Raw genomic sequence first — 20940 nt, forward strand, 5'->3', positions numbered from 1 at the left:
AGCCTATGATTTTTATCAATAACACGATTAGCCTCAATGATAATGAGGTAGAGATTAGTGCCATACGCGCACAAGGTGCTGGTGGACAGAATGTCAATAAAGTGTCTTCTGCCATTCACCTGCGCTTTGCTATTCACGAATCAAGCTTAAGTAATGAGTACAAACAGCGTCTGCTAGACAGCAAAGACAGTCGCATAACCAAAGACGGCGTACTGGTCATCAAGGCGCAGCAGTTTCGAACGCAAGAACGCAATAAAATAGATGCGCTTGAGCGGCTACAAAGCTTTATAACCAAAGCCACTCACGTGAATAAAACCAGAAAATCCACCAAACCTAGCAGAAATGCAAAACGCAAACGGGTGGATCAAAAAACCCAGCGCGGCAAAACGAAAGTATTGCGCGGTAAAGTGGATTTTTAGAAAGAGGGTTATATAGTCAAGTCTATATAAATCCGCTGCATCGTCATCCTCGCTAAGCATACTAATGTATAACTTGCACTCGGTTTCCTTGTATCGAAATTATATTGAACTGACTAGAGCAGATGTGATCGTTAAGGACTATTTGCAGTAGAGTATGTTGATAGGCAAACGCTATGATAGCTATTGCTAAATGTAAATCAGTATAGGCGATAGTGAATCGCCTATACCGTAATGATAAATTCGTTACTTATTTAGAATTCACCGCTAAGACCAACGAATAGGCTGGTTGAGTCGTCATCATCACCTTGTGAATGTGTGACACCCACATTGGTGTTCAACAGACTGAAGCTTTTAGACAGACCAAGCGTCATTGCAAAGTTATCATCGTCAGTTTCGATCGTAGGCGTCTCAAAGCTGATGTTCGGTAGCGTGTTCAAGCGTGCGGTTACCGCTTCACGATTGTCACTCAGCTGCTTTTGGTAATGGATATCACCAAATACATTTAGGTTCTCCATCAAGGTATGGTTGGCTTTAAGCCCAAGCTTGCCATATGTTGTAGAATATTTTTGCTCATCGAACTGCATGGCGATGCCAGACATCTCTTCTTCATTAAGTCCAGATATTTTTACACGGCTCGCTGTTGCACCGATATAAGGTGTGATAGCAAGACTACTTACCTGCATCGGGTAGCCTGCCTGCACATTGGCATAGTAACGCTTGCCATCAGCATTTGACTTAAACTGTTGTTGGTTGCTGCCTAATGTGACGGCACGCGTGACATCGACATCCATGTTGCCAAACCCTGCAGCACCATTGATCTGTAAGCCGCCAAACTTGTTGCTATGATAGACACCAAAACCGATCTCTCCTAGATCAATATCACTTAAACCTGTGCCAACATCTGAGTTTTCAAAGTCTTTTTGGGTGATATTGCCATACAAGCCTGTCACGGCGTTGGTTGAGTTAGGATGAGCAAAATCTACGCCCAGTAATACCTGTGTATTACTATCCCCATCAAACCCTGCAATCTCTTGATTGGCTACTTCACCGACGGCCCATAGTGTACGGGCAGGCTTTTGCTCACTGCTTTGGATTTGGTTGACGTGTGACTGTAAACGCTCATTGGTTGCAAGTCCGGTTGTGGTCGCAATATGAGGCAGTACACCGATTAGGCTGGGTGCAGTGACGACAGCATTTGCATAGTCGGCGATCAGTTGATGAGTAGCACCTGTTGGATGTATGCCATCAGCGAAGAAGTAGTTTTCGTTGGCATCTGTTTCTACAAGCGTATCACGACCACAAGTGAGAGAGCTGCTATCTCCGCAGGCTTCATCAGTGACGTTAGTGAAACCATACTGAGCAGGCGACGCAATGATCTCTTGGGTCAAGCTAAACATATCTAGCGGTATAATATTAGCCCCAGTATTTGCTGCTGCACTAAGCATAAATTGATTGTATAAACGAGTAGCACCAGTACTTTGTGCCTGTGCTACAGCCCCTTGTTCAATAGCTCTAGGAGTTAGACCGACATCAGGAATATTGGGTACTAAAATATATTTTGCACCATTGTCTTTTAGGGTATTAATGGTTTCAGTTTGACTGGCTACAGCACCAAGTATGGTTGCTTGGGCACTAGCAGGATCGGCCGCTGCAGCAAGCAGGTCATTTGCCCCTGCCCAGACGACATATAGCCCATTAGGATCTACTTTGTTATTGGCAATGTAGCTGTCGACTTGGCTATTGGCAGAAGCCACTGGAATATTAAAAGCTGTGACGTCTACGCCTGCTCTTGCACCACCGATAGCATAGTTATTGCCCGTTTGACTACCATCAAAAGTATTGGCGACAGCAGTCGTACCCAATTGCTCAGCGAATGAGGTTGCCCATGTGTTATCAGGATTGGTAGTGAACTGACCTGATTCAGCAACCCCAAAGACACCTTGAGTCAAAGGACTGAAATATCCACCGTCGGTCAAGCTGTCACCGAAAAAGGTGACACTGTCATAGGCATTTGCATGAGCAATACTGGCAATAGATAAGCTAATAGCGAGCATGCTTTTGGTAAAAGTTTTGAGAGTAGTAGGATTGATAATAGGGCGAGTGGTGTTACGAGGCATAGCGACTTCCTTGTCGTAAATGTAATAGTTTGTCAATTAAGTGTAACCACTTTTTGAAAACCTAGCAATCGTTTTGATTGTAAAATCGCAAGAAAACCGCCTGATTGTAAATGGCATCAATACAGTATCCGAAGCAGTACAACTAAGCGAAATGCTTGACTATAGTATAGATATCACTGCTAAGAGTAGAGTGAGTATAGATACCATAATCAATATCTTAGAGCTTAGCCTTAAGCTGGTTTTTGCGGACGTAATAACAAGGAAAGTCCAAGCGCTACAAAAGCTGCAATGCCAGATATCATATAACTGATACTAAAGTCTCCATTGATTTCTGCGAGATAGCCTGCTGCCACTGGCCCAAGAGCTTGTCCACCTGAAAAGGCAAAAGTCAGCGCTGCAAGTGCACTCGCTGCCGCCGCAGGCCCGAAATAATCGCCTGCAGAAGCTGCCATAATGACAGGCACACTCCATACCACTGTCCCAAACAGGATAATTGACAAATACAGTCCTAAATGCCAATCAGTGAGTCCGACCAACAGATAAGCGATGGCAAGGAAGAAAAAGGCCAATGCAAGACCAAGGCGTCTACCAATGTGGTCAGAAATCCAGCCAAACAACATGCCTGAGAAAATGCTAAGCAGTCCAATCCATGCCCATATACCACCAGCAGTCGCTTCACTCAACTGATACGAGCCAACCATGCTAGTGACAATAAAGGTGACGTAAACCATATAAGTGGCGCCATAGATGGCAAAGATAACACCCAAATGTACGAGCAGCTTTATATTGCTACGTTCTAGTTTTTTCTTGTTCTTAACAGGCAGAGTAGGTGCGCGCCCAAAAGGGTTTTGACTGACATCGTCTGGATGGTTGCGTATCAAAGTGAAAGTAAGCCAAGCCACCGCAATGTTAATAACGGCAAAAATTAGCCAGCCTGTCTGCCAAGACAGTAGAGTAGAGATGGGTAAGAGTTTGGGTACAACAAAGCCCGATAAAATGATACCAAACCCAGGACCCGCCATGACCAGTCCTAGAGCGAGCCCACGGTGTGAAGGAAAAAACCAATGAGACATGACGCTCATCATTGGTAAGACCACGCCGCCGCTACCAATACCTGTCAGCACATAAAGTGCACAGAGTATGGGGAAACTGGTGGTAAAAGCCATACCGAGCATCGAGACGGCAATGAGGAGTAGGCTAGCTGTCGCAGTTGCTCGAGTACCAAACCGAGGTAGAACGAGAGGACTTAGAAGCACCGCCACGAGATATCCTATTAGGTTGGTGAATCCCAATATACCACTTTGGGTGTAATTTAATCCCAAAGAAGATGACATAGACGGCAGTAACATACCGAATGCGAATCGTCCCAACCCAAGTCCGCAGAACATTGCCACAGAGCCTGTCGCAGCGACTATCCAAGCATAATGTAACCTGCCTAGCTTAAGAGGAGCAGAGCTATCCTGATTTCCTTGATCTTGACTATCTTGTTGAATCATTTCACCAGACATCACGAATCTCCGACCAGTTGAAGGTTGGTGATATCCATCGCCACTAAATTTAGACCGGAGGTAATGACTTCCTTGTGTTGAATAGTATCCATTTCACACTCATCCTTTTGTGCTTAATCTCTATCAGCCTTTCACTGAGTACATTTATAGCCTAAGTATACTTATGTCCAATAAAATTAGTATAACTGCACCTGAACGTTCGTTCAATGAGTATCTAAGCAATCCTTAATATGATTCATAGGCTACATCGTTGTATTGACGCATAAGCAGAATGCCAGCCCATTTACATGGCTGGCATTCTGCTTGTTATTTCCTGACTGCTGTTTTTTGGATCTTCTTCGATATTGGCTTATTAGTTAGCCAAGTCGCTTACTCAACTCAGGAAAACGCTTTATCATAAATATCATGAGAAGTAGCGCGATACTAGCGAACGCTGCACCGACATATCCCACGCTAGAGAGCGAAATATGCGTGACGGCATAACCACCGAATAGCGCCCCCGTACCGATGCCTAGATTGATAATACCTGAAAACATCGACATCAGCATGTCTTGCGCATTGACATCGACCATGATGACTTTGGCCTGCATTGAGATAATCAGCAGCATGAGCGCTGCACCCCAGAGCAGTGCAATCAGGCTTAATGCCCATATAGAAGACACTGCCAAGAGTAGGGTGAGCATAGATACGAGTATCAAGATCGTAGAGATGAGCATCAATCTGGTATTGAATCTATCACCCCAACGACTGAATATCACACTACCTGCAATGCCTGCCGCACCGAATAATAACAGTACAAAAGTCGCAGCGTTTTCACTGATATTACCGACCTGACGCATGAACGGTTCTATATAAGAATAAGCCGTGTAGTGTGCTGTAAAGACCAATAAAATAAGCAGGTACAGACAGACTAATAATGGGTTTTTGAGTAGCTCTGGAATCTTTCTAAAAGACCCTTCAAACATACTAGGCAGCGTCGGCAATAGCCTTGCTTGTAGGATAAATACAATTAAGGCAATCACACCAATACCGCCAAATGTCGCCCGCCAGCCAAACCATTGTCCGACCAAACGACCCAATGGCACACCCAATACCATCGCTAATGACGTACCAGTTGCAAGAACACTAAGCGCCATGGCTTTTTTGCCTTCAGGTGCGACGCGTATCGCAATTGCGGCTGTGATAGACCAAAAAATAGCATGCGATAACGCAATCCCAACCCGACTAATGAGGAGTACGTCGAAGCTCCATGCAAATACGGATAGCACATGACTGGCGATAAATACGGCAAAAAGCCCCAGGAGCAAACGTTTGCGCTCAAATCGACTGGTCAGTAGCATTAGCGGCAATGACATCGCCGCGACAATCCAAGCATAGAGTGTCAACATCCAGCCAGTTTCTGCCGTCGTGATAGAAAAGTCTTGGGCAATGTCGCTCAACAGCGCCACAGGGACAAATTCTGTGGTGTTCATAATAAAGGCACTAACGCCCATCAAAAATACTTGAAAATACTGAGTTCGGCGAGCGTTTGAGCTGGCCTCAATGTTATGTGTCATAAAATCCAATACAGATGCAGATACTACGTGTGATAGGTCAAAGTGGGGAACGCTTGCTTAGAATACAAGGATTGCGAGGCAAGATAGCAAGTCCACGTCGATCGTGGAAGTTGTTTTTTGATAAGGATTGTTAATTGGGCATTTATTCGAAAAATTTATTACCGCTTAACTATTATGCTAAGCCCCTCCTTAATTATTCAAATTTTATTCGCGTAAATATAAGCGACAGTTGTTGTCGTCTCATATCGAAGCCCATCTAGACATATGTTAATGACCCTTGCTACTATATAAGCACATCGTGGGTTTAACGCTACTTCCAGCACGATGAAAAACAACCACTGGTAAAACGCACAACACCTTATTACTCTGCAACTTTCAGCAAAGTAACTGTGCTTTTACCTTTATAGGCACAGTTAAATAGGCCAGAGTATAAGGAAGCATCCCATGACGATTAGTGGTCACCATGCAATGACATTGCAGTCTTTACTCTTAAATCAGATTGAACAACAAAATCTATCATACGCCCAAATTGTCCAATCTATGGGCTATCAGACTAATGTCAAAACTCAAACTAGCGCCTTAAAACGTCTAAAGCATGTTTTGTCGTCGACAAAGTTAGGCCTGACCAAAACCAGTTATGATTTCAAATACTCATCTGCCGAGTTTATTCATGCTCTGTGCGAAGTGTTGGAGATTGATAGAAGTGAGTATTTACCACTTTTACAACAGCTGGAGCAGTACGCTCACAAGGTATTAAATGCTACTAAGCCCATTGTCTATGCAGATGTCATTTTTAGCGACGATTTCAAACCTTCATTTATGAGTATGATGGCGGTTTCTAAGTTTACGAGAATAGGGTTGCATGGTGAGATACGCCTACTGGATAGATGCCAACAGCGACAAGTGATTGATGAATTAATTAGAGCACATTACATAGCTATGGCAGGAAATATCCCATTTAATGGGGTAATCAATGGCTATCGAGTGTCATTCCAAAATGAGGATGGACAAAAGCAATACTTCTATATCACTGCTGACTTTGCATAGCCATAATAAGTCTATGTTAAGTGACCTATTAAATTAGGATAGGCGACAACAATTGTCGTACAGGCTTCCAAACTACTTTATTTTTATATGGGTTTATATTATAGTTATTGGGTCAGGCAAAAATAACAGGGCAAGCAGTTAACCCTCGGGGCGCAATGCTTCATTTCTTAACTGAGTTGTCTTTAGCACGCTACTTTAGCAATATTATTTTCGTTTATTCTAAACTTCTTCGTCTGTACAAATTATACAAACCATCATTATTAATAAACAAAAAAACTAAACAGAAAAGATGCTCGTTGGCAGTGCCAAAGTATTGGCAATGCGACAATGAAAAGCTGTGACTAAAAAATATAAATACATAAAAACTGCTACTTTACCAAGCCTATTCACTCACTTAATTTTATAGATAATGACGTCATTTAAACAAAATGGCGAACAAACTCGGCTGGCTTGAAATCAGTACTCAGAATAAAACAACAACGAAGAACTGCAGCTAAAAAACCAAAATCAAAACAATAAGGATATAAATATGACGAGATTAACGTATCAGTTTGAGCAAAAACGTCTGGATAATTTTCAATGGGCGGGTGGCTCAAAGCTGTCTGGTATAACGGCACAGGCGAGTGATGAGCAGGGCCGAGTGCGAAAACAGCCATTGTTTTATCTTGAGACGGTTTCTATAGACAGTTATGAAGATGATGTTTACTTTGTGAACAATACTGATGAGACGCTCAGATGGGTAGCGCCCTTTAAACCCTATCGAAGCATAGAAGAAGCAGGAGCTAAGCTGGCTGATGTCAGTGAGGAAAACTTATGTAAAGTGAAACTCTATAGTAATGACATAGATAGCGTGTATCAGGATGTACTGCCTAAACAAGGCGTGAGGATTGGCAGCACCCATATCATGTATGACAGTGATGCGCTGATGCAGTGGTTCATACATGTGCCTTACAAGGGGCCAGATACTCATTATGCAATTTGGCGTTTTAATATAGTAGAAAAGGGCGGAATTCGCGGAACTTATCCACTGCTATGGGATGATTTTAGTAAACCTTCGCATATGGTGAGTTGTGATTGTCTGTTTGAGCAAGCTGATATGCCGATAGAGGTCAGTATTTACGAAGAGCGCTGTGCAATGCTCGAGAGGCTTATTGGCTCATTTGGTGTCTCAAATGCCATATTCATATTGGCCATTAATGATGTGATCTATCGTTATTGTGTGGGCTGGAGCGCGCCCTATAGTGAGTCGGATATACAAGCACAAGACATTGCAATGAAACTAATAGAACAAAAGTTAGAAAATGTGGGAGCGGTAAAAGCCGTTGTCCAAGCGGTTTATGACTTTTGGTTTAACGAAGGCTTTGCAAAAAATATCTTAATGCAGGCTTGTGAGGAGATTTTGAGCTTGTACCAAGCGCAGATTGCTAGCCAAAAACCAGTTTAATTTATAAGTCAATTTATCAAGAATAAACTTAAATCATAATTAAAAAAGGAGTGCCTTATGATGTTTCCTATCGAAAACAACGACACGTTTTTACTGTTTTTTCATGGACTCGATTCAAGCAATGAGACCAGTAAATATACCTGTATCACACGTGAGCCCAAATACTGTCAAACGGTCAATTATCGAGAGAGTTTTGCAGAAATATTTGAGATTTATGATGCTTTGATTCGTGAGAAAATGACACAGTATCCACGAGTGGTGTTGGCTGGACATTCGCTTGGCGGCTGGTTTGCCAATCATTTTGCGCATAAATACAACTTGCGGTCACTATTGATCGCGCCTTGTATCTATCCAAGTGAGGTATTGGCTGACCGTATCCCAGTAGTGGCCGATATGAAGCTGTCTTTTCCTACTACCAATACCGAGATGGTGCGGGTTATGGTTGAAGTCGATGATGAAAATCTTGATGTGGCAGTCGCTAGACGAACCTTAGTGGATCTACCTGACAGCTGGGAAGTCGATTACTTTGCAGGCGGTCACCACCGTATCGCCCGTAGTAGTGATATCTGGTATCACTTAACGCATTTGTGTGAAGATCCCATCGTTTGGATGGACGAAGCGACATATCATGGTGAAGACTGATAGCGAGTACAGTCAAAAACCAGAGCAACTGATGGATAAATAAACCGCTTAAAATAATTGATTGACATTAAAGACGATCGGTCATAATATTTGTGCATGACGATTACTAAGCCAAAAGCCCGTCGAGGGCGTCCACCCAATGTTGAACGAGAGTTTACGGATACCCGTGAAGCTCTTTTGAGATCTGGGATGGAGATGCTGACAGAGCAAGGCTTTGCGACCACTGGTATCGATGCCATACTCAAACGTATCAATGTACCTAAGGGCTCTTTCTACAATTACTTCAAAAACAAAGAAGCATTTGGGCAGGAAGTGTTGCAGCAATACGCGTTGTATTTTGCTCGCAAGCTAGATCATTGTTTTTTGAATGAGCAAGTGTCTGCTATGCAGCGTATTAGTGATTTTGTTGAAGATGCTAAGTCGGGAATGATCAAGCATGAATTTCGACGCGGCTGTTTGGTAGGGAACTTGGGCCAAGAGATTGTCGTGTTGCCTGATAGTTTTCGTTGTGAGTTAGAAAATATACTGCTTGATTGGCAGGAGCGTTTAGCGGCTTGCTTGCGTCTGGCAGTACAACAAGGACAAATACCTTCTAATAGTGATTGTGATGAGCTTGCTGCTTTCTTTTGGATTGGTTGGGAAGGTGCGGTTTTGCGTGCTAAGTTGACGCAAGATGTCAGTCCGTTAGATACTTTTTTCCGAGGATTTGTAGCAGGAATGCAGAAGTAATTTTTTTATCTATATTTTTAGACGACCGGTCTCAATTATTTTTTACTCATTTATAGACGATTGGTCTAAATAGGAGCTACTATGTTTAATGCAATATTAATTGAAAAAAATGATGATGTTTATCAGTCTAACCTGACTGAGATACAGGACACGCAATTGCCAGAAGGGGACGTCACGGTTCGTGTCTCATATAGCACGCTCAATTATAAAGATGGACTGGCTATCACGGGTCGTAGTCCTGTGGTACGCACATTTCCTATGGTTCCAGGGATTGATTTAGCGGGCACCGTCGAAACAAGCAGCCATCCCCGCTACAAAGCTGGCGACAAGGTGTTGTTAAATGGTTGGAGTGTGGGTGAGAAGTATTGGGGCGGTCTGTCACAAAAAGCCAGATTGAATGGTGACTGGCTTATCCCGCTCCCTGAGTCGATGACTGAACGTCAGGCGATGGCAATTGGCACAGCAGGATATACAGCGATGCTTTGTATCATTGCATTGGAACGTCATGGACTAACACCAGAGAGTGGTGAAGTATTAGTGACTGGTGCTAACGGCGGCGTTGGTAGCTTTGCCATCGCACTTTTAGCAAACCAAGGTTACTCTGTCATAGCTTCTACGGGTCGTCTAGAAGAGGCTGAATACTTAAAAAGCCTTGGTGCAACGACAATCATAGACCGAGCTGAATTAAGTAGTCCGGGACGCGCACTTGGTAAAGAGAGATGGGCCGCTGCAATCGATTCTGTCGGTAGTCATACGCTGGCCAACGTTTGTGCCAGTACCTGTGAAGATGGTTTAGTCGCTACCTGTGGATTGGCTCAAGGCATGGATTTCCCTGCTACTGTCGCGCCCTTTATATTGCGCGGTGTCAGTTTGCTTGGTATCAATAGTGTGACACGACCTTATGATGAGCGTGTAGAAGCATGGCAGCGTTTGAGTACAAGCTTGGATATGACGCAATTAGATGCAATCACCAGAGAGATTGGCCTAAGTGACGTCATTACGGCGGCAAGCGAATTATTGGACGGTAAAGTTCGTGGTCGAATAGTCGTTGACGTCAATCGTTAGGCTATAATTTTTAATGCTTCAACACTGACTTTTCGATCTTTAGTCTCGTACTAGTATAGGAATAAGTAGTGTATAGAAGTGTCCGAGCTTGAGTACGTAAAGTGAAAAATAGCCATTCACAAACGGTCACAAATATCGGTATTTATTTTTTAGCACATGATGTGCTATCATCGTTGAACGATTTATCGTGGGTTTAACAGTTTTGTTATCGCCAACCATGACAACAGTCTAATGGTAGCGTGACAAACCTTGCAACTTCCAGCACGATATAAAACAACTCTGGTAAAGCGCATGAGCCTGTACTCCGACAACCTCATTTGTGCCTGATTTTTGCCTATTTGGGCGTATTTCAACCTTTTCGTCGGAGTAACAGGAGTTTAAGGTGTTCGATATCATGAGCCATATTACCAATCAATCCAAGTATACCCGCCGTTACCAACCGCGTCATTCTCTAGCGAAATATATCATCGATCAAATAGAGTTGTCTGAGCTGCGCCCGCAGAACATCGTTAAAAAAATGGGCTATCCGCTCAAGCACACCATACCTGCCTGTGACCGCCTGCGCCATGTACTATGCAATAGATATCTTGGACTTGATGGCAGTTACATGGATAAATACTTTACGGCAGATGAGTTTTTAGCGAAGCTATTTGAAGTACTGGAAATACCGTATCAGCCATTCGCAGAAGACATTGCTCAGATCCAATATGACTTAACGAATGAGGCTGACGTTACGCCTAGCTATCGTTTGCGAGCCGAAGTGGATTTTGAATTTACGAGTGGCGCACACTGGATGTCTCGCGGTGCTGCCTCGCGTTTTGCGCAAGTCACTCTGCCTAATGACTTTGCTAAACTGAATAAGGTTGCGCGTGAATCAGTGATTCAAGAAAGTATCTGCGAGCATTATCAACAGTACGAAGGTAATCTGCCATATAACGGTATTATCAAAGGCTATCGATTGACTATTGAACAAGATAACCATGTGATCGACCGTGCAGAGTATGGATTGCCAAAATCTAGCAGTATCTAAAACATGTTGAGCGTATAAGCAGCGTGACCTGTTCATTGCATTGACTGAGTAATCACATTTACCGAAAAATAAGTATAAGAAAGCCTCACTTTATCGTGGGGCTTTTTGGTGTTTACGTCATATTTATAGTTTGTTAAACATTAAACATTAAACATTAAACATCAGGCTTTGAAATAGCCCGCCACAAAATCACAAATAGCGCATCAAACTCTGCGTTTAATGGCGTCTCTGTTTGGCGAATGGTATGCATTAAACCGAGTCGGCTGATAAAGCCCATAAACACATCGAAGAGTATATGTAGTGGAACGGTGTCATTAAGCACCCCACGATTTTGTCCATCTTCTAATACCGCCAAAAACGCGCCAATTAACTCTTTGTTTTCATAGATTGCGATATTACGTATCCGTGATGCCGAGACCGAAGAGAGCACCATCACCGCATCTGGATGCGCATCGACAAAGTCGAAACAGACCCACAGTGTCTTACGTAGACGATCTTGTACGCTATCAATCCCCTGCAGATGATCCATGATGCGAGCGGCCAATCTGCCCAAAACGATATCCATGATGGTATAAAACAGGGTTTGCTTGTCTCCAAAGTACTTGTAGAGCGTTTGCAGGGAGACATTTGCAGACTTTGCAATTTGCGCCATGGTGACCTCATTGGCATCGAACCCTGCAAATACCTTACGAACGGCTTTTTCTATTTTTTCTAAAGTTGCAGGGCGCATTTCGGATAGAGGGGCTAAAGATCGAGTTTGCGTGATGATATCTGACTGACTGAAGTTTTTCATATCTATTCATTCTTAGAGTATTGGTTATTCGATGTGGCCTACCAGTTAAATAATTTATTTGCTGATTCATCATTATTAAATTAATAAGTAATATGAATTACCATTTTTATTTAATTGATTGCGCAGTGGTTTTCCCTGTCCTAGTATAAGACTTCTATATTAAAGAATACAAAGCATTTCCAGTATATCTATAACGGTAATATAAATTACCATAATTTTTTTAAAACGACTTAGCTATAGTCAGTTCAATATAATTTCGATACAAGGAAACCGAGTGCAAGTTATACATTAGTATGCTTAGCGAGGATGACGATGACGATGACGATGTAGCGGATTTATATAGACTTGATTATATAGTTGTTATTTACTTCACCTTGTCAAGGATAGACACCATGAGTATTGAAAAGTTCACACCCAATTGGATGACCGAAGAACATCAAATGGTGCACGATAGCGCCCTGAAAATGTTTCAATCTTGGGATCCCAAGGACGAGCAGTGGCGCAAAAACGGCATGATTGATCGCGATGCATGGGAGGAGGCAGGCGAGATGGGGTTCTTGTGTGCGGCGATACCAAGCGAGTATGGCGGCGGCGGGGGTGATTTTGGTCATGAAGCGGCGCTTATTTACGCACAGACTGAGGCCAATCAATCAGGATTTGGCGGTATGGTGCATTCAGGTATCGTCGCGCCGTATATTTTATACCATGGTACTGAGGAACAAAAACAAGCGTGGCTACCCAAAATGGCAACGGGCGAATATATCGGTGCTATCGCCATGACTGAGCCTGGCACGGGCTCTGACCTACAAAACATCAAAACCTATGCGGTAAAAGAGGGTGACGATTATATTATCAATGGTTCGAAGACCTTTATCACCAATGGTCAGCATGCCAATCTTATCTTGCTCGCTTGTAAAACAGACCGTGAACAAGGCGCGCAAGGCGTCTCACTCATCATCGTAGAAACGGACAAAGTAGAAGGGTTTGAACGTGGACGCAATCTCGACAAGATTGGTCTGACTTCTCAAGATACTTCAGAGCTTTTCTTTAGCAATGTCCGTGTGCCGCAAACCAACGTGCTGGGTACGGTAGAAGGCATGGGTTTTATCCAGATGATGCAGGAGCTGCCGCGTGAGCGTTTAATCATTGCATTATCTGGGGTTGGCTCGATGAAGCTGGCGATCAATTTAACTTTAGATTACGTAAAAGGCCGTGAAGCCTTTGGTAAACCTATTTGGAAGTTTCAAAACACGCGCTTTAAGATGGCAGAATGCTATGCCGATTATCTCGCTGCCAGCACCATGTGTGATGCGGCAGTCGATGCGATGTTAGATGGCAAACTGTCCGTACCGCATGCGTCATTGATCAAGTACTGGGTCACCGAAAAACAGTGTGAAGTGATTGATGAGTGTGTGCAGCTGTTTGGTGGCTATGGTTACATGACAGAGTATCCTATTGCGCGTTTGTATGCCGATGCGCGCGTGCAAAAAATCTATGGCGGTACCAATGAGATTATGAAAGAGTTGGCATCACGCTTTATGTAGCCGTGTAGCTTATTGATTGGTTACAAGCCCACGTCCTATCTAGCAAGTTAAATAGGACATCAGCACATTCTTTACAAAATTTACAAAATAAAAAAAGGATTTTTTATGACTGAGACCGCTTACATTTATGACGCCATCCGTACGCCACGTGGCAAAGGGAAAAAGGACGGTTCGTTGTATCAGGCATCACCGATTTGGCTGACGCGAACTTTGTTAAAGGAGATACAGCAGCGCCATAAATTGGATACCAGTTTGGTCGATGATGTGGTGCTTGGCTGCGTGACGCCAGTGGGCGAGCAAGGCTCTGATATTGCCCGCATTGCCGCTATTGATGCTGGCTGGGCTCAAAGTGTGGCAGGGCTTACCTTGTCGCGATTTTGTGCCTCTGGTCTGGAGTCTATCAACCTAGCGGCGGCCAAGATCATGTCAGGTATGGAAGACATGGTTGTGGCAGGCGGCGTTGAGTCCATGAGCCGTGTGCCGATGGGCTCTGATGGCGGTGCTTGGTACATGGATCCTCGTGTCAATGAAGCCACGCACTTTGTGCCACAAGGAGTGGGCGCGGATACCATCGCGACGCTCAAAGGCTTTAGTCGTACAGATGTTGATGCCTTTGCCACTGAGTCGCATCGCCGCGCAGCACAGGCTTGGGAGAACGGCTATTATGATAAGTCTGTCGTCCCTGTCACCGATATCAATGGCATGATGCTATTGGACAAAGATGAAACCATCCGGCCCAATACCAATGTCGAGACCTTAGCTGGCCTAAAGCCTTCCTTTATCATGCCGGGCAAAATGGGCTTTGATAGCGTTATCTTGGACAGATATACCACGATTGAAACGGTCAATCATGTCCACCATGCGGGTAACTCCTCTGGCATCGTCGACGGGGCAGCAATTTGCTTGATTGGTAGCGCAGCCGCTGGCAAAAAAGCAGGTCTCAAACCACGCGCCAAAATCACGATGGCATCAGTTGTTGGTTCGGAGCCTGCCATCATGCTGACCGGCCCAACGCCTGCCTGCCAAAAAGCCCTTACCAAAGCGGGCATGCAAGCCTCTGATATAGATCTTTGGGAGATTAATGAAGCATTCGCTGCCGTACCGCTTAATACTGCTGATGATTTTGGACTCTCGCTCGATATCGTCAATGTCAATGGCGGTGCAATCTCCATGGGTCATCCGCTGGGTGCAACGGGCGCGATGCTGATGACGACCGTCCTCGATGAGCTAGAGCGCCGCGATTTAAGGACGGCCATGATTACGCTATGCGTGGGCGGTGGTATGGGTATTGCGACCATTATCGAGCGCGTTTAACCTCTGTCTCAACTAGACTGAAAAATTAGGCCAAAAATAATATATACAGAATCATTTAAGGGATAAAAATGATGACAAACAATCAGACAGCAGATAGCGTAAACATGATTAACGAGCAAGAAGGTTTTTCAGCCCAGCGTGACGATGCAGGTATCGTCACTGTGATGATAGATCAAAGTAACCGCAAAATGAATGTCATCGGTGATGGTTTTGCAGAGGCGTTTGCAGCGATGCTCAATGCTTTCATCAATGATGAAGCGGCCACAGGCCTAATTCTCACATCGGCCAAAGACACTTTTGTGGTTGGGGCAGATCTTAATCAGTTGTCTGCCATCAAGACAGCCGAGCAAGCATTTACATTGACTGAAGGGCTTAAAGGCAGTATGCGTCAGCTTGAAACCTCAGGGAAACCTGTCGTCGCTGCCATGACAGGCACCGCATTGGGTGGCGGTTTAGAGCTTGCGCTGGCGTGTCATTATCGTATTACTATTGATGCACCCAAAACCAAGCTGGGTCTGCCTGAGGTTAAATTGGGTTTGTTGCCCGGTGGCGGTGGTACGCAGCGTTTGCCTCGATTGGTGGGGATTCAAGCAGCACTAGAGCTGATGACTCAAGGTCGTGATCTAAGTCCAGTAGCGGCAAAGGGTATCGGTCTCATCGATGCCACTGCCACTGACCAGACAGACATGATGTTGCAGGCTAAAAACTGGATTCAGAATAATCCAAGCGCGCAGCAGCCATGGGATAAAAAAGGCTTTAAAATCCCGGGCGGTGATAGTAAACATCCTAGCGTCGTACCGATGTTCTCTATTGCACCCGCTATGGCCAATCAAAAATCACATGGCAATTATCCTGCGATTACCCATATTATGTCTTGCGTGTTTGAAGGCTGCTTAGTGGATATCGATACAGGGCTTGAGATTGAGTCACGTTATTTCGCAGCTTGTGTACTGTCTGCTGAATCTAGAAACATGATCAATACCCTGTGGACTCAGCTCAATAGCATCAAAAAAGGTCAGTCTCGCCCTCAAGGGTTTGAACGCAAAACCACCAAAAAAGTCGGTATCTTGGGTGCGGGCATGATGGGTGCTGGCATTGCGTATGTCACTGCCAAAGCTGGTATCGATGTCGTTCTACTAGACACTGACATGGCAGGCGCCGAAAAAGGCAAAGCATACTCTGCCAATATTTTGGACAAAGCGATCAGCCGTAAACGCTCAACAGAAGAGAAAAAACAAGCCCTCTTAGAACGTATCAAGCCAACAGTCTCTTATGAGGATTTGGCTGATTGCGATCTTATCATCGAAGCCGTGTTTGAAAACCGAGAGATCAAAGCTAAGTGTACCCAGCAAAGTGAAGCGGTGATTTCAGACACTGCCGTTTATGCGTCTAATACTTCAACACTGCCGATCACAGGACTGGCAAAAGCCAGTACACGCCCAAATCACTTCATCGGTCTGCACTTTTTCTCACCAGTAGATAAGATGCCGCTCGTTGAGATTATCATGGGTCAGCAAACCGATGATGCGACGTTGGCAAAAGCGTTTGATTATGTATTACAAATCGGCAAAACGCCTATCGTGGTTAATGACAGTCGCGGTTTTTATACGTCGCGGGTATTTGGCACCTATGTATCAGAGGGTATTGCGATGCTAGGAGAGGGTGTGCATCCTCGCAGCATTGAAGTCGCTGGACTAAAAACAGGCATGCCGATGCCGCCCTTAGCATTACAAGATGAGGTGTCGTTGAGTCTGGCACTGCATGTCAGCGAACAGCAACAGCTTGATATGGCAGCCGAAGGTAAGCCGATGGCAGTGCGTCCTTCATACGAGATACTCAAAACGCTGGTCAATGAGCATAGTCGCGAAGGCAAAAAAAATGGGAAAGGCTTTTATGAGTATCCTGCAGGAAGTGATAAGTACTTATGGCCTGAGCTGATGACCTTATACCCACCAAAATCAGAGCAACCCTCGCAGCAAGACTTAGTTGATCGTTTAATGTTTATTCAAGCCAATGAATCTGCCAAGTGTTATGAAGAAAACGTGGTGCGCTCGGTTGCCGATACCAACATAGGGTCTATCTTTGGCTGGGGGTTTGCACCGCATCAGGGCGGGACCCTACAGTTCATCAATTCGATGGGTGTGAGTGCGTTTGTTGAACGTAGTCGTGAGCTGGCTGCAAGTTATGGCGAACGTTTTGAGCCTGCTCAGATATTGTTAGACATGGCAGCCAAAGGTGAGACGTTCTCTGATGATTGATAGGCATGTATCAAATCATGATCAAATGGGGGACTGTCTACAAGGGTTACGAGTGGTCGATCTGACTCGTAATCTACCCGGGCCTTTTGCCACGCGCTTGCTTGCCGATTTGGGTGCCGATATCCTTAAAATTGAACCCAAGCAAGGCGACCCTGCCAGAGTGTTTGGTGAATTATTCGCGGCTCTCAATCACGGTAAGACGACCGAAAAACATGATTTTAATGACTCCAAAGCGATTGAAGCTATTAAGGCACATCTTACTCATGCCGATGTGATGCTAGACAGTTTTCGACCGGGTGTACTAGCCGATATGGGGCTAGATGCTAAGACGCTCCATGCTATTAACCCAAAGCTAGTAATGGTATCTATTACTGGCTATGGCGTAGTAGGCAACTATGCAAAAGAAGGTGTTTACTCAGAAGACGGTGCTTACACAAAAGAAGATACTTGCTCAGAAGGTGGTAATCAAGTCAGTCATCATTGGGCCGATAAAGCGGGTCATGACATCAATTTTATGGCGATGAGTGGTGTACTCGACCAGCTAAAAACAGCGCAGGGCGAGCAGGCCATGCCCAATATTCAGTTTGCGGATTTGGCAGGTGGGAGTGACACCGCAGTGATTGCGCTACTGGCTGCTGTATTTGCCGCGCAGCGCACAGGTCAAGGACGCCACATTGTTATTAGCATGACGCATAGCCTATATAATCACATGGTCATGCCAAAGGTCACAGGCAAACTGATTAATCGCCTCTCAGGACATGGCCTAAACGACACACTACTGCCGCAGCATGATTTTTTGGGCGGTGCACTGCCTTGCTATCGACTGTATCAAACCGCAGACCATCGTTATATGGCCGTTGGTGCTTTGGAGTTGAAGTTTTGGCAGGGCCTGTGTGAGGTACTTGAGCTGCCCGCACTTACAAAAATACATTGGCAGCTGGGTGTCCTGCCTAATATGGCTAATAGCCTATCAGCGATAGAGACATTGACGGAGATATTTGCCGCTCGGACACTTGAGCATTGGCAGCGTGTGTTTGCGGTAACAGATGTTTGCGTGACACCTGTGCTAAGCCTGAGTGAAGCCCAAGCGCATCCTTTATTTATACATCAAGACGAGCACCATACGACGTCAGGATGGCAGCAAGTAGATGAATAACTGACATAACCTCAGATATAGGCGAGAACATGATCAGCGCTTTGGTCTGAAATGAGTCAAACGGTTTTATGCCTGAACAGTATTGTCATTGCATAGGTGATTAGCTAAAAACGACTTTCTATCAACCGGAATTGACCTTGTATGTTTATAATCGGCTATCTAAAATTGCCTGAATAAGAGACAATATATAGTATAGATGTTTAACAAAGCTCACCAGATCACAAGGCCCTTCCGAATGACCGATAATAACCCATATAATTTTTTACCTTTGCAGCCCACTGGTAGAAACGAGACTAATACTGCCAATACCTATCATCCCGAAGACATGATTAAAATATACGAGCAGCAGTTTCTTATTCAAGTACCTGAAGAAAAGCTGACAGAGTTTTTGCCAGCATTAAAGGCATTTTACGATATTGATAACAATACCTTGGATGTCAGTGCTATTATTTTCGATGCCATCGCAGATGCTGCTATTATTTACAATCACAAAGTCAAAGTAGGCGGCTATCAACTGCTAGGTAGGTTGGTAGAGGAGTCGATTGAATATGATGAAGATAATAATAGTGAGGAAGGCGTTGAAGATAAAGATATCAAAGCATATACACTAGAATGCCAACGCACTTTTTTCATTAATGATGTAGAGATACCTTATCATTTTAATCTATTCATCTACGGTGATGGTTACTCTACTTTGACCAAAAAAGATACCGTGTTAGAAAAAATGTATTGGTTTGTCAGAGGAAGGTTCGAAGAGGACTTATTGGACGATTCTGAAGATAATGATACGTTGGAGTCTATCAATGAGCGATTGGCCAGTTTAGATATTCGTACAATGGATTTAACGACTACAGATGAGATAATAAGCTATGTAGAGGACAGTATCATAGACGATGCGATGATAGATGAGCTCAACAAGTTATTAGATGCTAAGTAATGTGAAAGATGAGTTTGTAAGTTGATTAATGCAGATTTTGCTCAGATGCTGAGAACAAACATTCAACAGATCCTAATCTAAATAACCTTAACAGGACAATATTATGTTTAAAATAAAAGTAGAGCGCATTGTCAAAAAACCGATTGATGAGGTGTTTGAGGCACTGAGTGACCATGCCAGTTATGGCTCATTTAAAGCGGTAGGGGTTGCTAAGTTGGTGAATGAAGGTGACGAGGAGCGCAATGGTGTTGGGGCTTTACGTACTATTCAGACAGGACCTGTTAAGTTTTGGGAGCGAATTACGGCATTTGAGCGTCCTACTCATATGCAATACAAAATCGAAAAATCTAAACCTATAAAAATGCAACATGACAAAGGCGCCATTGATCTAAAAGACTTGGGCGATGGCACCACACACGTGACTTGGGTATCTGAGGGTCGATTGACGGTACCATTGCCATTAATCGGTCGCCTGTTTGACCACAAAATGCAGAAACAAGGAACCATAGGGTTTAGTAGCATACTCAAATCCATAGAAAGCCGCTAATCTAGCGGCAATGTTTGGTTGTTCGATATAATTATTTAGTACACGCCCTAGTGATGGCTTATTTTATTTGAGCCATCACGGTCAGTTTTAATTTGTTTTGTTCTTAGCCGCTTCAATCTCGTTAAAGCGCGCTAGCTGCTCTGGCGTTGCTTTCTGTTGATACTTCTCTTTCCACTCAGCATAAGGCATACCATAAACAAGCTCGCGCGCATCCTCGTATTCGATTTCAATACCACGCTCTTCACCAGCCGCTTTATACCATTTGGATAAACAGTTACGGCAAAAGTCGGCAAGGTTCATTAGCTCAATATTTTGTACATCTTTACGCTCGTCTAAATGAGCCAATAAGCGACGAAATGCAGCGGCTTCTAATTCGATGTTTGATTCTAATTTTGCCATAATATTTTTCCTAATGGTTAAAGCGTATTTTTGGGTGTTCGTGTGTTGAACTGCCCTGACTTTATCGAAGGTGGATCTACTTGAGTCAGGCAGCAATGCCTCACAGAGTTAAACTATCATAATAATGTTTTTTAAACTCAAAAGGTGATACGTCATCAATTGTGCTATGTAAAAGGGTTTTATTGAATATGAGAAATGTTAAAAACTGATTTAGCTTTGCAAGATGAGGGCTGTGTTCGAAGTGCTGCCTGTTCACGCATTACCAGTTTAACATCGTCAATCCCATTCCAGTGCTGCTTTAATAATGAATTACCTCAGATTTATACAAACCATTGACCGTTTCAGCCAATACATTGTCGGACGAATCATCAATCGTATCAACAGCAGCAATCACGACAGAGTCAGCCATATAACGTTGCGATGCCCCAAGTCGCC

18 protein-coding genes and 1 pseudogene are annotated in these 20940 nt (G+C 44.0%); 13 read left to right on the top strand and 6 right to left on the bottom strand.

Annotated features, from left to right (window positions below; translation table 11 throughout):
• Positions 1-5: 5 nt before the first annotated feature.
• Positions 6-419, top strand: coding sequence for an alternative ribosome rescue aminoacyl-tRNA hydrolase ArfB (gene arfB / locus IP485_RS09985; protein WP_197177203.1), 414 nt, complete (start codon positions 6-8; stop codon positions 417-419).
• 251 nt (positions 420-670) lie between these two features.
• Here arfB and IP485_RS09990 read toward each other — a convergent pair whose 3' ends face one another.
• From IP485_RS09990 to IP485_RS10000, 3 genes are all read right to left on the bottom strand, one after another.
• Entirely contained in the window at positions 671-2536 is a 1866-nt protein-coding gene (locus IP485_RS09990) for an autotransporter domain-containing protein (protein ID WP_198327097.1), read from the bottom strand.
• A 230-nt stretch (positions 2537-2766) separates the two neighbouring features.
• Positions 2767-4044, bottom strand: coding sequence for an MFS transporter (locus IP485_RS09995; protein ID WP_198327098.1), 1278 nt, complete (start codon positions 4042-4044; stop codon positions 2767-2769).
• 356 nt (positions 4045-4400) lie between these two features.
• The gene (locus tag IP485_RS10000; RefSeq protein ID WP_227686511.1) at positions 4401-5600 is read right to left on the bottom strand and encodes a sugar transporter; all 1200 of its coding nucleotides are present in this window, start codon (positions 5598-5600) and stop codon (positions 4401-4403) included.
• A gap of 444 nt (positions 5601-6044) precedes the next feature.
• Here IP485_RS10000 and IP485_RS10005 point away from each other — a divergent pair, with 444 nt between their 5' ends.
• From IP485_RS10005 to IP485_RS10030, 6 genes are all read left to right on the top strand, one after another.
• On the top strand, positions 6045-6647 hold the full coding sequence (locus tag IP485_RS10005; protein WP_198327099.1) for a hypothetical protein: 603 nt from the start codon (positions 6045-6047) through the stop codon (positions 6645-6647).
• Positions 6648-7176: 529 nt separating this feature from the next.
• Positions 7177-8091, top strand: coding sequence for a hypothetical protein (locus IP485_RS10010; protein ID WP_198327100.1), 915 nt, complete (start codon positions 7177-7179; stop codon positions 8089-8091).
• A gap of 57 nt (positions 8092-8148) precedes the next feature.
• The gene (locus tag IP485_RS10015) at positions 8149-8733 is read left to right on the top strand and encodes an alpha/beta hydrolase (RefSeq protein ID WP_198327101.1); all 585 of its coding nucleotides are present in this window, start codon (positions 8149-8151) and stop codon (positions 8731-8733) included.
• 96 nt (positions 8734-8829) lie between these two features.
• Positions 8830-9462 (top strand): TetR/AcrR family transcriptional regulator, encoded by a 633-nt coding sequence (locus IP485_RS10020; RefSeq protein ID WP_198327102.1) that lies wholly within the window; start codon positions 8830-8832, stop codon positions 9460-9462.
• 81 nt (positions 9463-9543) lie between these two features.
• Positions 9544-10527 (top strand): MDR family oxidoreductase, encoded by a 984-nt coding sequence (locus IP485_RS10025; protein WP_198327103.1) that lies wholly within the window; start codon positions 9544-9546, stop codon positions 10525-10527.
• 394 nt (positions 10528-10921) lie between these two features.
• Positions 10922-11557: a hypothetical protein gene (locus IP485_RS10030; protein WP_198327104.1), complete on the top strand. Its 636-nt coding sequence runs from the start codon at positions 10922-10924 to the stop codon at positions 11555-11557.
• A 154-nt stretch (positions 11558-11711) separates the two neighbouring features.
• On the opposite strand, the gene IP485_RS10035 is transcribed toward IP485_RS10030, so the two are convergent.
• Positions 11712-12350: a TetR/AcrR family transcriptional regulator gene (locus IP485_RS10035; RefSeq protein ID WP_198327105.1), complete on the bottom strand. Its 639-nt coding sequence runs from the start codon at positions 12348-12350 to the stop codon at positions 11712-11714.
• A 392-nt stretch (positions 12351-12742) separates the two neighbouring features.
• Here IP485_RS10035 and IP485_RS10040 point away from each other — a divergent pair, with 392 nt between their 5' ends.
• From IP485_RS10040 to IP485_RS10065, 6 genes are all read left to right on the top strand, one after another.
• On the top strand, positions 12743-13894 hold the full coding sequence (locus IP485_RS10040) for an acyl-CoA dehydrogenase family protein (protein WP_198327106.1): 1152 nt from the start codon (positions 12743-12745) through the stop codon (positions 13892-13894).
• 105 nt (positions 13895-13999) lie between these two features.
• Positions 14000-15208: an acetyl-CoA C-acetyltransferase gene (locus IP485_RS10045; protein ID WP_198327107.1), complete on the top strand. Its 1209-nt coding sequence runs from the start codon at positions 14000-14002 to the stop codon at positions 15206-15208.
• A 104-nt stretch (positions 15209-15312) separates the two neighbouring features.
• Positions 15313-17466, top strand: a complete 2154-nt coding sequence (locus IP485_RS10050) for a 3-hydroxyacyl-CoA dehydrogenase NAD-binding domain-containing protein (protein WP_413787029.1) — start codon at positions 15313-15315, stop codon at positions 17464-17466.
• Positions 17459-18622, top strand: coding sequence for a CaiB/BaiF CoA transferase family protein (locus IP485_RS10055; protein WP_198327108.1), 1164 nt, complete (start codon positions 17459-17461; stop codon positions 18620-18622). The genes IP485_RS10050 and IP485_RS10055 overlap by 8 nt, the downstream gene beginning before the upstream one ends.
• Positions 18623-18857: 235 nt before the next feature.
• Positions 18858-19559 carry a hypothetical protein gene (locus IP485_RS10060; RefSeq protein ID WP_198327109.1) on the top strand — a complete coding sequence of 234 codons (702 nt, stop codon included), beginning with the start codon at positions 18858-18860 and terminating at the stop codon, positions 19557-19559.
• Between the two features lie 103 nt (positions 19560-19662).
• Entirely contained in the window at positions 19663-20106 is a 444-nt protein-coding gene (locus tag IP485_RS10065; RefSeq protein ID WP_198327110.1) for an SRPBCC family protein, read from the top strand.
• 87 nt (positions 20107-20193) lie between these two features.
• Here the strand turns inward: IP485_RS10065 and IP485_RS10070 are convergent, their stop codons facing one another.
• Both IP485_RS10070 and IP485_RS13985 read right to left on the bottom strand, forming a co-directional pair.
• Positions 20194-20505, bottom strand: coding sequence for a DUF1244 domain-containing protein (locus IP485_RS10070; protein ID WP_198327111.1), 312 nt, complete (start codon positions 20503-20505; stop codon positions 20194-20196).
• Between the two features lie 260 nt (positions 20506-20765).
• Positions 20766-20893 (bottom strand): annotated as a pseudogene (locus IP485_RS13985) (IS3 family transposase); the annotation flags it as partial.
• Positions 20894-20940 lie beyond the last annotated feature (47 nt).

Origin of the sequence: Psychrobacter sp. NG27 (assembly GCF_016106655.1) — a bacterium.
In the GTDB taxonomy this organism is placed as follows: domain Bacteria; phylum Pseudomonadota; class Gammaproteobacteria; order Pseudomonadales; family Moraxellaceae; genus Psychrobacter.

Excerpts from the sequence above, each read along its gene's own strand:
- IP485_RS10020 (WP_198327102.1), top strand. The coding sequence starts at position 8,830 with ATGACGATTACTAAGCCAAAAGCCCGTCGAGGGCGTCCACCCAATGTT.
- IP485_RS10005 (WP_198327099.1), top strand. The coding sequence starts at position 6,045 with ATGACGATTAGTGGTCACCATGCAATGACATTGCAGTCTTTACTCTTA.
- arfB (WP_197177203.1), top strand. The coding sequence starts at position 6 with ATGATTTTTATCAATAACACGATTAGCCTCAATGATAATGAGGTAGAG.
- IP485_RS10000 (WP_227686511.1), bottom strand. The coding sequence starts at position 5,600 with ATGACACATAACATTGAGGCCAGCTCAAACGCTCGCCGAACTCAGTAT.
- IP485_RS10025 (WP_198327103.1), top strand. The coding sequence starts at position 9,544 with ATGTTTAATGCAATATTAATTGAAAAAAATGATGATGTTTATCAGTCT.
- IP485_RS10035 (WP_198327105.1), bottom strand. The coding sequence starts at position 12,350 with ATGAAAAACTTCAGTCAGTCAGATATCATCACGCAAACTCGATCTTTA.
- IP485_RS10030 (WP_198327104.1), top strand. The coding sequence starts at position 10,922 with ATGAGCCATATTACCAATCAATCCAAGTATACCCGCCGTTACCAACCG.
- IP485_RS10055 (WP_198327108.1), top strand. The coding sequence starts at position 17,459 with ATGATTGATAGGCATGTATCAAATCATGATCAAATGGGGGACTGTCTA.
- IP485_RS10050 (WP_413787029.1), top strand. The coding sequence starts at position 15,313 with ATGATTAACGAGCAAGAAGGTTTTTCAGCCCAGCGTGACGATGCAGGT.
- IP485_RS10070 (WP_198327111.1), bottom strand. The coding sequence starts at position 20,505 with ATGGCAAAATTAGAATCAAACATCGAATTAGAAGCCGCTGCATTTCGT.
- IP485_RS09995 (WP_198327098.1), bottom strand. The coding sequence starts at position 4,044 with ATGTCTGGTGAAATGATTCAACAAGATAGTCAAGATCAAGGAAATCAG.
- IP485_RS10040 (WP_198327106.1), top strand. The coding sequence starts at position 12,743 with ATGAGTATTGAAAAGTTCACACCCAATTGGATGACCGAAGAACATCAA.
- IP485_RS10045 (WP_198327107.1), top strand. The coding sequence starts at position 14,000 with ATGACTGAGACCGCTTACATTTATGACGCCATCCGTACGCCACGTGGC.
- IP485_RS10010 (WP_198327100.1), top strand. The coding sequence starts at position 7,177 with ATGACGAGATTAACGTATCAGTTTGAGCAAAAACGTCTGGATAATTTT.
- IP485_RS10065 (WP_198327110.1), top strand. The coding sequence starts at position 19,663 with ATGTTTAAAATAAAAGTAGAGCGCATTGTCAAAAAACCGATTGATGAG.
- IP485_RS10060 (WP_198327109.1), top strand. The coding sequence starts at position 18,858 with ATGACCGATAATAACCCATATAATTTTTTACCTTTGCAGCCCACTGGT.
- IP485_RS10015 (WP_198327101.1), top strand. The coding sequence starts at position 8,149 with ATGATGTTTCCTATCGAAAACAACGACACGTTTTTACTGTTTTTTCAT.
- IP485_RS09990 (WP_198327097.1), bottom strand. The coding sequence starts at position 2,536 with ATGCCTCGTAACACCACTCGCCCTATTATCAATCCTACTACTCTCAAA.